General features: G+C 39.0%; 15 protein-coding genes. 12 read left to right on the top strand and 3 right to left on the bottom strand.

Annotated elements, in window-relative coordinates; genetic code table 11:
- Positions 1 to 340: 340 nt before the first annotated feature.
- Positions 341 to 1,339, top strand: a complete 999-nt coding sequence (locus J536_RS19025) for a CobW family GTP-binding protein (RefSeq protein ID WP_032063617.1) — start codon at positions 341 to 343, stop codon at positions 1,337 to 1,339.
- Between the two features lie 45 nt (positions 1,340 to 1,384).
- On the opposite strand, the gene dctA is transcribed toward J536_RS19025, so the two are convergent.
- Positions 1,385 to 2,647 carry a C4-dicarboxylate transporter DctA gene (dctA, locus tag J536_RS19020; RefSeq protein ID WP_032004182.1) on the bottom strand — a complete coding sequence of 421 codons (1,263 nt, stop codon included), beginning with the start codon at positions 2,645 to 2,647 and terminating at the stop codon, positions 1,385 to 1,387.
- A gap of 189 nt (positions 2,648 to 2,836) precedes the next feature.
- On the opposite strand from dctA, the gene J536_RS19015 reads away from it, so the two are divergent.
- From J536_RS19015 to pgaD, 5 genes are all read left to right on the top strand, one after another.
- A complete protein-coding gene (locus J536_RS19015; RefSeq protein WP_002117684.1) occupies positions 2,837 to 3,367 on the top strand; it encodes a YaeQ family protein in 531 nt (176 codons plus the stop codon).
- A gap of 87 nt (positions 3,368 to 3,454) precedes the next feature.
- On the top strand, positions 3,455 to 3,793 hold the full coding sequence (locus tag J536_RS19010) for an FKBP-type peptidyl-prolyl cis-trans isomerase (RefSeq protein WP_002117532.1): 339 nt from the start codon (positions 3,455 to 3,457) through the stop codon (positions 3,791 to 3,793).
- 243 nt (positions 3,794 to 4,036) lie between these two features.
- The gene (gene pgaB / locus J536_RS19005; RefSeq protein WP_032063616.1) at positions 4,037 to 6,031 is read left to right on the top strand and encodes a poly-beta-1,6-N-acetyl-D-glucosamine N-deacetylase PgaB; all 1,995 of its coding nucleotides are present in this window, start codon (positions 4,037 to 4,039) and stop codon (positions 6,029 to 6,031) included.
- A gap of 13 nt (positions 6,032 to 6,044) precedes the next feature.
- Entirely contained in the window at positions 6,045 to 7,304 is a 1,260-nt protein-coding gene (gene pgaC / locus J536_RS19000; RefSeq protein WP_002117710.1) for a poly-beta-1,6-N-acetyl-D-glucosamine synthase, read from the top strand.
- An 83-nt stretch (positions 7,305 to 7,387) separates the two neighbouring features.
- The gene (gene pgaD / locus J536_RS18995; protein ID WP_017403159.1) at positions 7,388 to 7,807 is read left to right on the top strand and encodes a poly-beta-1,6-N-acetyl-D-glucosamine biosynthesis protein PgaD; all 420 of its coding nucleotides are present in this window, start codon (positions 7,388 to 7,390) and stop codon (positions 7,805 to 7,807) included.
- Positions 7,808 to 7,910: 103 nt separating this feature from the next.
- On the opposite strand, the gene J536_RS18990 is transcribed toward pgaD, so the two are convergent.
- A complete protein-coding gene (locus J536_RS18990; protein ID WP_032063615.1) occupies positions 7,911 to 8,699 on the bottom strand; it encodes a crotonase/enoyl-CoA hydratase family protein in 789 nt (262 codons plus the stop codon).
- Positions 8,700 to 8,946: 247 nt separating this feature from the next.
- On the opposite strand from J536_RS18990, the gene pnuC reads away from it, so the two are divergent.
- Positions 8,947 to 9,528, top strand: coding sequence for a nicotinamide riboside transporter PnuC (gene pnuC / locus J536_RS18985; protein WP_005075405.1), 582 nt, complete (start codon positions 8,947 to 8,949; stop codon positions 9,526 to 9,528).
- Positions 9,529 to 9,542: 14 nt separating this feature from the next.
- Positions 9,543 to 9,842, top strand: coding sequence for a hypothetical protein (locus J536_RS18980; protein WP_032063614.1), 300 nt, complete (start codon positions 9,543 to 9,545; stop codon positions 9,840 to 9,842).
- 46 nt (positions 9,843 to 9,888) lie between these two features.
- On the opposite strand, the gene J536_RS18975 is transcribed toward J536_RS18980, so the two are convergent.
- Entirely contained in the window at positions 9,889 to 10,701 is an 813-nt protein-coding gene (locus J536_RS18975) for an IclR family transcriptional regulator (protein WP_017399043.1), read from the bottom strand.
- 273 nt (positions 10,702 to 10,974) lie between these two features.
- Between J536_RS18975 and J536_RS18970 the strand changes: the two genes are divergently transcribed.
- The 4 genes from J536_RS18970 to J536_RS18955 are packed head-to-tail and all read left to right on the top strand — an operon-like array spanning position 10,975 to position 13,448.
- Positions 10,975 to 11,280, top strand: a complete 306-nt coding sequence (locus J536_RS18970; protein ID WP_002117586.1) for a non-heme iron oxygenase ferredoxin subunit — start codon at positions 10,975 to 10,977, stop codon at positions 11,278 to 11,280.
- A 27-nt stretch (positions 11,281 to 11,307) separates the two neighbouring features.
- Positions 11,308 to 11,607: a recombinase-like helix-turn-helix domain-containing protein gene (locus tag J536_RS18965; protein ID WP_005070730.1), complete on the top strand. Its 300-nt coding sequence runs from the start codon at positions 11,308 to 11,310 to the stop codon at positions 11,605 to 11,607.
- Positions 11,608 to 11,623: 16 nt separating this feature from the next.
- Positions 11,624 to 12,691 (top strand): aromatic ring-hydroxylating oxygenase subunit alpha, encoded by a 1,068-nt coding sequence (locus tag J536_RS18960; RefSeq protein WP_017387110.1) that lies wholly within the window; start codon positions 11,624 to 11,626, stop codon positions 12,689 to 12,691.
- Positions 12,684 to 13,448, top strand: a complete 765-nt coding sequence (locus J536_RS18955) for an SDR family oxidoreductase (RefSeq protein ID WP_032063613.1) — start codon at positions 12,684 to 12,686, stop codon at positions 13,446 to 13,448. Before J536_RS18960 ends, J536_RS18955 begins: the two co-directional genes overlap by 8 nt.
- The last annotated feature ends 1 nt before the right edge of the window (position 13,449 follow it).

Raw genomic sequence — 13,449 nt, 5'->3', positions numbered from 1 at the left:
TGAAATATACGGACCATTTATGTGAGCAATCTGTAAAATAAAGGGGCTTAAATACACCTTAAAATGTGAAAAAATATTTCTTTTTGAGTGAAAAAAAACCAAATTGGTTACGTAAACCTAACACTTTGGCATGAATTATGAATATGCTTGAATAGGATATTTCGTTTGAATTGTAGATGTTAAAAGTTAATTTAGATAATTAATGGGATGCCTGTCACAAATTGAGAGCTTTAGCCTGATAATTGAAAAGTATATCTTCAAAGTGAAAAATCATTTTCATGGGATTTAAACAGTGATATACCTTTCTTAGTTTTTTATACCTTGTTGATTTGAGCCGCTTGTGAAACTGATAGCCCCAAAAACTGTTCCCACCCATATTATTTCCGGTTTTTTAGGGGCAGGAAAAACCACGTTGTTACAGCATTTATTAAGCCAAAAGCCTAAAGATGAGGTTTGGGCTGTATTAATGAATGAATTTGGGCAAATTGGAGTAGACCAACAACTCTTACCTCAAGATGAAGGATATGCAGTCAAAGAGCTATTAGGTGGTTGTTTATGTTGTAGCAGTCAATTGCCGATGCATATTGCTTTAGCCCGTCTATTGAGTGAACAAAAGCCAGATCGACTCTTTATTGAGCCGACTGGACTTGGACATCCTTCTCAGTTATTTGACCAACTGACTGAACCTCATTGGCAAAGTAGTTTAGCTATGCGAGCACTGATTACTGTGGTAGATGGCAGTCGTTTGCACGATACCAATTGGGTTAAACAAAACCTTTATGAAGATCAGTTAAAAGCTGCCCAAATTGTGGTGGTATCACATACAGATGTGATGACTTTTGAAGATGATCAGGCGCTTGAGCTATTAAAAGATGAATACCAACCTTATCACCAAGAGTGGATTAAAATTGAACATGGTCAGTTAGCTTTAAATAAAATTGATAGAGCTGCTCGTTTAACCGAGCGATCTATACAACCTTTACTTAAACTTCAAAAGCAAATGACTGAAACCGAAGTTGCAAAGGAAATTAATCAATTACCTTATCATTATGTCGAGTCGGCACAAGGTTATATTGTGGCAGGTTGGAAGTTGCCTAAACGCTGGAAATTCGAATTTTATACTTTGCTAGATTTATTATGTGCGCAGCAAGACTGGCTTCGAATTAAGGGAATTTTTAATACAGATCAAGGATGGAAGGTTTTTAACTTTAATCCTGATCAGTTTAATTATAAGTCAGGTGAAGAGGGCATTGATAATCGTATTGAAATCATTAGCGAACATCACCATGATTGGTTGGCTTTTGAAACAGCATTACTTGCCTGTCAGCTTGAAGAATAGAGAACATTAAACCAAAAGTAATTCAATGTTCTCTGAAGAGTGGGATTAAGGTTTGCTATCTAACACAGCTTTAGCTTGCGCATGGTCAATATCTTTTTCCCAATGAGCAATCACTACGGTCGCGACACAGTTACCAATTAAGTTGGTACAGGCACGAATAATTCCAATAAACCAGTCCACTGAAAGTAGAAGCACTAAGCCAATTGCAGGGAGACTTGGTATCACTGAAAGCGTGGCTGCAAGAATAACTAAAGCCGAGCCGGGAATACCGTGTGCACCTTTAGATGTAATGAGCGAAACCAGCAAAATAGCCAGTAAGTCATGCATAGATAAATCAATATTGCAGGCCTGTGCAATAAAGATCACGCCTAAAGTTAAGTAAATTGAAAAGCCATCTAAATTAAATGAATAACCAGTTGGAATAACCAAACCGACAGTTGAATCCTTAATTCCCAAATTTTTGAGTTTTTTCATAATTTGAGGAAGAACAGAGTCAGAAGAAGCGGTACCTAAAACAATAGCGAGTTCATCTTTAAAATAGCCCACAAATTTGAAAATGTTGAGACCGGCAAGTTTTAAAATCGAACCTAAAACAATAACGACAAATAAAATGCAGGTTGCATAAAACAGTAAAACCAAATAACCCAATTGTAAGAGTGAATCTAAACCAAATTTAGCAGTGGTATAGGCCACTGAACCGAATACACCAATTGGAGCTAAACGAATAATAAGTCCCATAATTTTAAAGAAGACTTCTGAAAAAGCTTCAAGTGCTTGACGTACTAACTCTGCTAAATGTTTAGGAATTAAAAGTAGGGAAACACCAAATAAAATAGCGATCAATAAAACCTGTAAAATATCGCCGTTTGCAAAAGCTGCAGTGAAGGTTTTCGGAATAATATTGAGTAGAAATTCCGAACCTGTATGCATCTCGTGGGCACGTTCGGTATAGGTACTTAAATCTTTTGCATCTAAATGGCTAATATCGATATTCATACCGACGCCCGGTTTAAATACATAGGCCACAATAATGCCTAAAATTAAGGCAATACTGGTGACCACTTCAAAATAGAGAATAGTTTTTGCACCGACTTTGCCCATTTTTTTAATGTCGTTTGCACCATAGATTCCCAGTACAACCACACAAAACACAATTGGTGCGATAAGCATCTTAATTAAAGAAATAAAACCATCACCTAATGGCTTTAAAGATAGGGAGAAATCATGAAAGCCGATTCCAACTGCAACCCCAAGAAACAGAGCACAAAGAACCTGTAAAAATAAACTACGCTTGAGCTTTAGCCACATAAGTCATCAATTTTAGCAAGAGGAGAATATTTCTCTTTCAAGCAAAAAGTCGGCCAACTATAAAATAAGCTGAGCGTTTTGGAAGAATATGCAAATTTCACGTGACTATGCCTTGCATTGTTCAGTTTTTTTATAATTTTTTACCCAAAATCGAGTATCCTTAGCGCCAAATTTTTGGACATATTAATCATGGCGCTTAAAGCAACAATTTATAAGGCAGACTTGAATATTGCCAATATGGATGACCATATTTATGGTGATTATCAACTGACGCTTGCCTTGCATCCTTCGGAAACTTTAGAACGCTTAATGGTTCGTTTGATGGCTTTTGCCCGTTTCGCAAGTGATGAGCTTGAGTTTACTAAAGACCTTTTTGAAACTGATGAGCCAGCATTATGGCAAAAAGATTTAACGGGTCAGTTAGAAACATGGATTGAAGTTGGCTTACCGTCTGAAGATAAAGTCAAAAAAGCCAGTGCGCGCTGTAAAACAGTTGCACTTGTTGTGTATGGCACACAAGTCGAAGAATGGTGGAAACGAAACAGTAAAATTAAAACGTTAAGTAACGTTCAGGTGTGGCAAATTGCCCCTCAAAGTACAGCAGAGCTTGAACAACTTTGTGAACGTACGATGCAGCTTCAATTAAATGTCATGGACAACGAGTGGACGCTTTTAGGTGAAAAGGGTCAGGCAAGTGTTGTGTGGACACAGTTACAGTAACATAGAAAAGCGCAACAAATTCTACAGATTCAGTTGGTACACTAAGTACCAATTGCGATTTTAAAGATTCAGATTAAGGGGTAAACCATGTCAAATGAATTAGAAATTATCGATTTAAAAGTAGGCGAAGGCAAAGAAGCGGTTAAAGGTGCTTTGATTACAACTCACTACACAGGTTGGTTAGAAGACGGCACAAAATTTGATTCTTCAATTGACCGCGGTAATTATTTTGAATGCGTAATTGGCACAGGCCGTGTAATTAAAGGCTGGGACCAAGGCATTATGGGAATGAAAGTTGGCGGCAAGCGTAAACTCATCGTGCCTGCTCATTTAGCTTATGGTGAGCGTAAAATGGGTAAGATTATTCCTGCTAATTCTAATTTAATTTTTGAAATTGAATTATTTGATGTCAAAACTCGTGACTAGTGAAAATTTAAAGCCCTTTAGGGGGCTTTCTTGTTTATATGAGCTTTAAATATAAATACATTATTAATTTATATTTTAGCTTTTTGAATATTTAAGATTATTTTCAGATTATTTGATTATAAATGCTGACTGAAAAACTGTTCATTTATAGGCAGTGTGATATTAAGACCAAATTTCAAAAAGTTTGTGGCTTAACATCAAATTTCACATAAATAATCTATATTGATATTGAGACGCTATTTCATGACTATCCGCTTTGCATCTCCTTTGTTGAACATATCACTTGGCTTAGCCTTGGCAGGTTTGTCAGGCATGGCATTAGCTAAACCACCTAAACTGGACGCTTCAACACTTACGGTGATTGGTTATCATGAAATTACCGATACTAAAAATGCCTTAATTCCTCAATATGCAGTAACCACTCAACAATTTACACAGCACGTTGAATGGCTACAAAAAAACGGATTCCATTTTATTACGGTTGATCAGTTGATCCGTGCTCATCAGGGTAAGGGTCAACTGCCTACAAAACCAGTTTTATTAACTGTAGATGATGGTTATCAATCTTTCTATCAAAATGCTTATCCAGTCATTAAAGCTAAAAAAATTCCGGTTGTTCTAGCTGTCGTAGGTTCATGGTTAGAACCAAAAGCAGGGCAGAAAGTTGATTTTTCAGGGGAAGAAATCCCACGTGATAAAATCTTAAGCTGGGGTGAGCTGAAAGAGATGCAGGATAGTGGTTTTGTAGAAATTGCAAGCCATAGCTATCATTTACACCGCGGTATTACAGGCAACCCGCAAGGTAACTCTGAACCTGCTGCAACAACTCGTTTTTATGATGTTAAAACTCAAACCTACGAGAACGATGAACAATATCAATCACGTATCTATAACGACTTAAAGAAAAATAACGAGCTACTCAAAGCGCATGGCTTACGTTCACCACGTATTATGGTGTGGCCATATGGTCGCTATAATATGCAAACTGTCCAAATTGCGAAAAAATTGGGTATGCCAGTGACTATTACACTGGATGATGGGGCTGATCACGCGAAACAATCTCTACAAAATATGAGCCGTATTTTGGTAGAAGGCGATATGACGACTGATGATTTGGCTCAAGAAATTAAAAATCGTGAATTGAATTTAACGGATAACAACCGTCCGCAAAAAATTATGCATATCGATCTGGACTATATTTATGATCCAGACCCGAAACAGCAAGAACGTAATTTAGGTCATTTGTTAGACCGAATTAATGCGATGGGTGTAAATACTGTCTATTTACAAGCATTTTCAGATCCAGATGCGAATGGCTCTGCTGATATGGTGTATTTCCCAAACCGTCATATTCCAATGCGTGCCGACTTGTTTAACCGTGTAGCATGGCAAATTCAAACGCGTACGCCTGTCAGTCGTATTTATGCATGGATGCCTTTATTGGCATGGGAACTACCAAAAACTGATCCTGTTTCTAAGGATTTGGTGGTGACAGAGCAGGCAAAAGCTGGTGAACACCTCAACATGGGTTATATCCGTTTAAGTCCGTTCTCAGCAGACGCACGCCAAACTATTCGTGAGATTTATCAAGATTTGGCTAAGTCATCTTCATTTAACGGAATTTTATTCCATGACGACGTCACCTTATCTGACTATGAAGATGCAAGCCCAGATGCCTTAAAAGCTTATGCGAAACAAGGTTTGCCAACAGATTTGGCAAAAATTCGCGATAACGATCAAGATTTGCAAAAATGGACGGCATATAAGACAAAATATCTAGATGATTTTGCAATGCAACTTGTTGATGACGTGCGACAATATGAACCATTCTTGATGACTGCACGTAACTTATATGCGCAAGTTGCTTTAAAACCATATGCTGAAAACTGGTATTCACAATCGCTTGAAGAGTCGTTAAAACGCTATGACTTTACGGCTATTATGGCAATGCCTTATATGGAACAGGTCGATAATGCTGATCAGTTCTATAAAGATATGGTTGATCGCGTGAAACAATATCCAAATGGCATTAAGAAAACCGTTTTTGAATTACAGGCAACCGACTGGCGTAAAAACGAAAAGGTACCTTCAACTGAAATGGCCGCAACAATTCATTCTCTGTATCAGCAAGGTGTCATGCATGTCGGATATTACCCAGATGACCCAATTAAAGATCATCCGGATGTGGAAACTATGCATAAAGCATTTGCTGAAAAATCATCTCGTCTTGTGCCGTAGTTGAGGCTAAAACATGACAATCTTTGCTGCAATATGGTCGCATGCCTTAAAATTCGTTTTCTATTATCCATTATTTATGTCGTATTTATGGATGATTGGCGCGATCATTTTCTATTGGAAAGAACGTCAGGCTCCGCCTTACGATCAACCAGCTCCATTAGAGAGTTATCCAAAAGTCGCTGTGTTAATTCCTTGTTTTAATGAAGGGGATAATGCAGAAGAAACCATTAGCCATGCATTAAAACTGGACTATCCTCATTTTGAAGTGATTGCGATTAATGATGGTAGCTCGGACAATACAGGTGAGGTACTCGACCGTTTAGCAGCACAACATGAAAAACTACGTGTTGTTCATTTGGCTCAAAACCAAGGTAAAGCCATGGGGTTGCAAGCCGGAAGCTTAATGACCGATGCCGAGTTTTTAATTGGTATTGATGGGGATGCTTTACTCGATCCTCATGCAGCAAAGTGGATGATTCGTCATTTTCAGGAAAATCCAACAGTTGCAGCTGTGACGGGTAACCCGCGTATCCGTACTCGCTCAACTTTACTAGGGCGTATTCAGGTCGGTGAGTTTTCTTCGATTGTTGGCATGATTAAACGTGCACAACGTACCTTTGGACGCTTATTTACCGTATCGGGTGTAATTACCGCTTTTCGTAAGAGCGCTGTTCACCAAGTCGATTATTGGTCGCCAAATATGTTGACTGAAGATATCGATATTACTTGGAAATTGCAGCGCGCAGGTTGGGACATTCGTTTTGAACCGAATGCCTTGGTCTGGATTTTAATGCCTGAAACTCTAAACGGTTTGTGGAAACAGCGTTTACGTTGGGCTATGGGTGGGGCACAGGTATTAATTAAAAATATTGATGTGTTCACCAAGCCGAAATTAAATTTTTTATGGCCTTTAATGTTTGAGCTTTGCTTAACTTTAGTCTGGTCATATTTAATGCTCGCGATGGCTTTATTATGGTTGGTACATTTTATTTTACCAGTCCCTGCTTTAGCCGTTGTGAGCTCTCCATTTTTACCGTATGGTAGCGGTATTTTATTGGGGGCAACCTGTCTCATTCAGTTTGCTTTAAGCAAATGGATGGATAGTCGTTATGAACCACATCTGGGAAAAAACTATTTCTGGATGATCTGGTATCCATTGGTCTTTTGGCTAATCACCATCTCGGCAACTATTGTGGCATTTCCAAAAGTTTTAAAACGTGGAGATGAGAAACGTGCGCGTTGGGTGAGCCCGGATCGGGGCATTCGTGGATGAAATGCAAGAGTCATGAGATTTTAAAGATCGTGCTGTATTGATGTCTGGGGAAAACCACAGCACTTCGTTAGGTAAAGAGAGAAATGAAGACAAATTCGTTGATTATTGATTTACGCCGTCAATTACCATGGCATAAACGCTATGCTTCTACAACAAGCACAGCCATGATGTGGGCGGTTTGGTTGTTGCTGTGGCGTCCATTTGTACTAATCTGGGTTTTGGCTGAGCTCCAAAAAACACATTTGGTTCACCGTTTGTTTAGTGCCTTTGGTTTAGGTATTGAACATGGCATTACTGCGTTAATTGCCTGTGCAATTTGCTTATTGTTGTGGAGTCATGTGCTGCCTGAGCATCGTGTTGGTGGTAATGCGCTTAAAACAAAACAGACAGATGATTATGCGCGGTATTTTGATTTACCTGAACATGAAATTGAGCAGGGACGTAGTCAGAAAATTACAGTCGTTCATCATGATGAACTAGGTAAAATCGTTAGAGTTGAATAAAGAAGATTAATGAAAAAAAGCCCGCATCATGTGGGCTTTTTTTTACGCTAATTTCAGTATATCCATAAGTTTTAAACTGTAGAGCGCAGTGTTTGAGTAGGTATTATTTACCTTTGAAAACAGGAGGCCTTTTTTGCAACATGGCAAAAACACCTTCTTGAACATCTTCTGTTGTGAGCAAAGGTTGAAGATGGCTTTGCAGGTGATTAAAGGCAACCTCATAACCTTCGTTAATAGCTTCGCGAGCAGAGACGAGGGTCGCTTTTACCGCAAGAGGAGCAGCTTGCGCAACATGTTCAGCAAGTTCTATTGCACGGTTGAGCTGAGAGTCTTCTGGGCATATTTCGGTAATCAGGTTCATATCAAAAGCGGCTTTTGCATCGAAAGAGTCACCGGTGAGTAAATAGCGCATGGCTTTGGCCCAACCCGCGGCTTGAGCAAAGCGTGCAGTTGCCCCACCAAAAGGTAAGATGCCACGCTGGACTTCCATCTGAGCAAATTGTGTATTTTCACTCGCAATCGTAATATCTGCGTTAAGAAATAGTTCTATACCAGCGGTGTAACAATAACCTTGTACCGCTACTATCAAAGGTTTACTGAGCTTTTGGCCGATTGTGCCCCAAGGGTTAATTTCATTTTCACTAAAATCAAAAACACCTGTAGCGAGTTTAGGTTGTAACTCAACTAGATCTAAACCAGCTGTAAAATGATCGCCATGAGCAAAAATAATTGCGCAGCGCAGGGCATCATTATTTTCATATTCAGTGAGTGCTAGTGATAAGTCTTTGATCATGTGACTATCAAAAGCATTACGTTTTGCTGCCCGATCTAGACCAATTAAAAAAATATGTCCACGAGTTTCACGGCTGACTTTTCCTGCTTGATTTGACATATTGTCACGCTCTTTATTTGTCTTTTATCATGTTTTAAACAATCGTTTAAAAACTAGCAAATATAATTTGTTCGCGACTCGATCGGTATTTCTTTTGTCTGTGCATTGAAATAAATCGATGACATTAGAAAAGAATAAAACCTCAGACAATGCCAATTTGCATCATTTATTTAAATTAGCAGTTTGCTTCGCTTTATATTTTTCTCATAATACTTCGTCAAATTGATCTCAATAAGCAGCTGTTTTTATGTCACCTCTAGAAATCTTTGCAGTCTTGATTAGCCTGATTGGAGTCGGATTAACGGTAATCCGTAATATGTGGTGTTGGCTGTTTAATTTCTTTGCCTTTGTTTTATATGCCTATTTGTTTTACGAATTTAAGCTATATGGCGAAACGATTTTGCAGTTCTTTTTTATGGTCGTAAATTTTTATGGCTTTTACTACTGGCTCAAAGGAAAGCAGCAAGATCATGACATTCGTATAGAGCCAATAGCTCCTAAAGTTGCAATTTTTCAAATGATCATTGCCGCGGTAGGTGGTTTACTTTTTGGCTTAATTCTTAAAAACTTTACCGATGCAGCAGTGCCTATGCTCGATTCCCAACTTGCAGCATTTAGTTTGCTCGCAACTTACTGGACGAGTCGAAAGCATATTGCGACCTGGATACTTTGGGTATTTGTCGATATTATTTATGTCGGGATGTTCATCTATAAAGATTTATTTTTAACAGCCGCTTTGTATGCAGCATTTGTTTTGATGGCAGCTTATGGTTGGTATCAATGGGAAAAGGTTAAAAAGAAACAGCTTTTAGCCTCAAACCAGCTTTAATTTGGAGAGCGATCATGTTGTTGAGCTTAGAGGTTTATAAACAGCAACAGTTTGATCAAATTGCTGCAAAAATAATGGCCAAGCCAAAAGAATATTGTGAATTTAATTCGGTGTCTGATTTTTATAACGCCGAATGGCTCAACGGTTTTCCACATGGTAGCCAGATTTCTGCTACGGGTTTAGATGATGGAGCTGAAGAGTTTTATGCAATTATTCAGTTTAAAGGGCAGTATTTAAAATTTGATATTAAAGAAAATAATTCGACAATTATCTTTAAAGATATGAATAAGAACGTTTTAAAAAGTAATTTTTAATTTATGAAATAAAATCTAAAAAAAAAGCGACTTAACGTCGCTTTTTTTAATAAATAAATTTGGAAATTTTGTTTGCTGTTTCAACGACTAGGCTTGCGATATCTTCTTTAAATGTTCTTTCATCGTAAGTTGTAATTGGACAACTTACAGAGATAACAGCCACCATTTTACCATTTGACTGTTTAAAAATAGGCGCAGCACAGGCTGCCATATCATGATTGTAATGACCCCAGCTCACCATGGTTTTTTGAGTTTTTACGTAAGAGAGTCTTTGCAATAAAGCTTTTAAATTGGTTGGAGTCAGTTCAGAGAAACTGTCCCAATCGCTAAAATTGCGGTAACGCTGACGTACTTCTGTTTCAGGTAAATCTGATAAAAGCATTTGACCAATGACGGTTGCATGGGCAGGCCAGCGAGTTCCTAGACTAATGTTGCTGGTGAAGGTTCCCATCGACTGGATATTATTTACAAAGACGATATGAGTACCTTCTAAAATAGAAAGATGTACCGCGAGTTTGGTCTGGTCACGTAGTTCTTTCATTAAAGGTGTCGATAAATCGAGTAATGAAAGTTTAGATAAACTGTTAAAACCAAGCTCCATCACTTTGGAATCGAGGGCATAAGTTTTTTGAGATGCTTTTCTTAAATAGCCACAAGATTCGAGTGTATAGATCAGACGAAATGCACTAGAACGGTTCACTTCTAAAATTTCAGCAATTTCTGTAATGGTCATTTCTTGCGCTTGTTGGTTAAATGCTTGCAAGATAGCTAAACCCCGTACAAGTCCGGGAACTAAATATCGATCATCATTTTTTGTTGTTTCCGATTCTTGCGAATCTTCATCAATTGCTATGCTCATTCGTGTCATTTTCCTATAAATAAAACATGATTCAATTTGGGGCATGCTGCTTTATTTTATAACTATTGTAATTGTTAAAAATGCATAAAACAATTTTTATATTTAAAACTTTGTTTCCTTCTTGAAACGTAACAAAATATTTATAAATTAATAAACAAATGAATTTTATACTTATTTTTACTTTGACAAAAAATGATCAAGGGGATTATGCTTAGCTTGTGTTTTGAAAATCAAATTATGTTTTGTATATAAAACAAAATGAGGACGCAAGGTATGAGTTGGATCTCAGTTTGCCAGCAGGGTGACGTTAGCGAAGATGAGCCGAAAGCCATCGAAATTGAAGGGAAAAAAATAGGCGTATTTTTCGTCGATGAAAATTACTTTGCTATCGAAAATGTTTGCCCTCATGCGTATGCCTTATTAACCGAAGGATTTATCGAAGATCAGACTGTTGAATGTCCATTGCACGAAGCAATTTTTGACATTCAGACAGGTGAGCTAAAAAGTGGGCCAGGGTGTAGAAACCTATGTACGTACCCAGTTCGTGTTGAAGGACAGGATATTCAAATTCAACTCTAGTCCTCACATGTACAAGGAAGCAGAACAATGAAGACATTTAATGAAAAGTTGGCAAGCTGGATTCATGCAACGCCAGCAACCGAAGCAGGTATCAACAATATTCAAATTCCAGGTCAATCTGAATTGTTGGTTTGGCAGACACGTTATAAAGAACCAACGCTCTATGAACAGGATTTTGTAAAAAACTTGATTCAGGCATTTTCTGCGGGCGCAACAGAGTTAGATGACGTTGTTTCTGCACTTAATCAACAGGGTTTCCGCTGTGAATCTGGTGATGAATGGACTTCTGCAAGCTTTACAGAAGAAATGCAACGTTTAGGTTATTGATTCAGGGAAGAATAAAATGAACGCAATCGTATCAACTTCACAAAGCGCTGAAGAATATTTAGAACTTGGTTTACGTGACCAATGGCATCCGGTTTTGGCAAGTTGGGAAGTCGCTGCTAATCCAGTCGGAATTACCCGTTTAGGCGAAAATATTGTGGTTTGGCGTGATGCCGAAGGTCAGGTTCATGCACTTGAAGATCGCTGTCCACACCGCGGTGCTCGTCTTTCCCTTGGTTGGAACTTAGGTGACCGAGTTGCTTGCTGGTATCACGGTGTTGAAGTTCGTGCTGATGGTGTTGTTGCCGATGTGCCAGCAGTTCATGAATGTCCAATGACCGGAACTAAATGTTTAAAGAACTATCCTGTAATTGAGCAACATGGTGCAATCTTCATCTGGTTTGGTATTGATGCAAATGAACAACCAGCGCCGCTTGAGTTCCCAGAGCAACTTGCAAGTGAAGAATGGAGTGCGTTCCTTTGCCAAGCAGACTGGAAAGTAAACCATCAATATGCGATTGATAATGTGATGGACCCAATGCATGGGACCTATTTACATGCGACATCACACTCAATGGCAGATGGTGAACGTACTGCAGAGATGAAGCACCGCACGACTGATAATGGCTTTGTTTTTGAAAAAGAAGGTCAAACAGGCGTGAACTTTGACTGGGTTGAATACGGTTCAACAGGTGCGAGCTGGTTACGTCTTTCAATTCCATACCGCAAACAATTTGGCCCAGGTGGCGAATTCTGGATTGTAGGTTATGCAACGCCAATTGATGCCAACAATACTCGCGTATTTTTCTGGCGCTGCCGTAAGGTAAGTGGTTGGCAACGTAATGTATGGCGCTTCTTATATCGCAATCATTTAGAACAGTTGCATTGGGATGTATTGGAACAAGACCGAATTATTTTAGAAAACCTTGCGCCAAATGCGCGTGCACGAGAATTCTTATATCAACACGATGTAGGGCTTGCACGTTTACGCCGTTTAATGAAGAAAGAAGCTGAAAAGCAATTAAAGAAAATTGCTGCGCTAAATGCATCAAACCGTATCGAGATGCAGGAAGAAGCTCATGGCTAATGTAGCGTTGCTGCAAGGCAAAAAAGTTTTAGTGACTGGTGCTGCGCGTGGTTTAGGCCGAGATTTCGCTCAAGCCATTGCCGAGGCTGGTGCTGAAGTTGTGATGGCAGATATTTTGTCTGACTTGGTGCAACAAGAAGCGCAAGCGTTACAGCAACAAGGGCTAAACGTTCATGCAGTAACAGTTGACCTTGCCAATGCAGACTCTATTGAAAATGCGGTTGCAAAAAGTGTTGAAGTATTACAGGGGCTAGATGGCCTTGTGAATTGCGCGGCACTGGCGACCAATGTCGGTGGAAAAAATATGATTGATTATGATCCTGAACTTTGGGATCGAGTCATGAATATTAATGTGAAAGGCACATGGCTCATCAGTAAGGCATGCGTTCCCCATTTAAAGCAATCGGCTGCAGGCAAGATCATTAATATTGCTTCCGATACAGCACTTTGGGGCGCACCCAACCTGATGGCTTATGTTGCAAGTAAAGGTGCAATTGTTGCCATGACGCGTTCAATGGCAAGAGAGTTGGGACAATCTAATATCTGTGTCAACACATTGTCACCGGGCCTTACTCTGGTTGAAGCAACCGAATATGTGCCTCAAGAACGTCACGATTTATATGTGAACGGAAGAGCGATTCAACGTCAGCAACTTCCACAAGATTTAAATGGAACAGCATTGTATCTACTGTCGGATTTGTCCTCTTTTGTGACAGGTCAAAATATTCCGGTCAATGGCGGTTTTGTCTTTAACTAAG

The organism is Acinetobacter sp. 809848 (assembly GCF_000581275.1).
Lineage (GTDB): Bacteria > Pseudomonadota > Gammaproteobacteria > Pseudomonadales > Moraxellaceae > Acinetobacter > Acinetobacter pittii.
The sequence above is the reverse complement of the archived record's forward strand: the minus strand, read 5'-3'. Positions and strand labels throughout refer to the sequence as shown.

What these genes read in the sequence shown, in the direction of transcription:
- J536_RS18980 (WP_032063614.1), top strand. Translation starts at nt 9,543, where the DNA reads ATGTTGTTGAGCTTAGAGGTTTATAAACAGCAACAGTTTGATCAAATT.
- J536_RS18955 (WP_032063613.1), top strand. Translation starts at nt 12,684, where the DNA reads ATGGCTAATGTAGCGTTGCTGCAAGGCAAAAAAGTTTTAGTGACTGGT.
- J536_RS18960 (WP_017387110.1), top strand. Translation starts at nt 11,624, where the DNA reads ATGAACGCAATCGTATCAACTTCACAAAGCGCTGAAGAATATTTAGAA.
- pgaB (WP_032063616.1), top strand. Translation starts at nt 4,037, where the DNA reads ATGACTATCCGCTTTGCATCTCCTTTGTTGAACATATCACTTGGCTTA.
- J536_RS19010 (WP_002117532.1), top strand. Translation starts at nt 3,455, where the DNA reads ATGTCAAATGAATTAGAAATTATCGATTTAAAAGTAGGCGAAGGCAAA.
- J536_RS19015 (WP_002117684.1), top strand. Translation starts at nt 2,837, where the DNA reads ATGGCGCTTAAAGCAACAATTTATAAGGCAGACTTGAATATTGCCAAT.
- J536_RS18975 (WP_017399043.1), bottom strand. Translation starts at nt 10,701, where the DNA reads ATGAGCATAGCAATTGATGAAGATTCGCAAGAATCGGAAACAACAAAA.
- dctA (WP_032004182.1), bottom strand. Translation starts at nt 2,647, where the DNA reads ATGTGGCTAAAGCTCAAGCGTAGTTTATTTTTACAGGTTCTTTGTGCT.
- pgaD (WP_017403159.1), top strand. Translation starts at nt 7,388, where the DNA reads ATGAAGACAAATTCGTTGATTATTGATTTACGCCGTCAATTACCATGG.
- pnuC (WP_005075405.1), top strand. Translation starts at nt 8,947, where the DNA reads ATGTCACCTCTAGAAATCTTTGCAGTCTTGATTAGCCTGATTGGAGTC.
- J536_RS18965 (WP_005070730.1), top strand. Translation starts at nt 11,308, where the DNA reads ATGAAGACATTTAATGAAAAGTTGGCAAGCTGGATTCATGCAACGCCA.
- J536_RS18990 (WP_032063615.1), bottom strand. Translation starts at nt 8,699, where the DNA reads ATGTCAAATCAAGCAGGAAAAGTCAGCCGTGAAACTCGTGGACATATT.
- J536_RS18970 (WP_002117586.1), top strand. Translation starts at nt 10,975, where the DNA reads ATGAGTTGGATCTCAGTTTGCCAGCAGGGTGACGTTAGCGAAGATGAG.
- pgaC (WP_002117710.1), top strand. Translation starts at nt 6,045, where the DNA reads ATGACAATCTTTGCTGCAATATGGTCGCATGCCTTAAAATTCGTTTTC.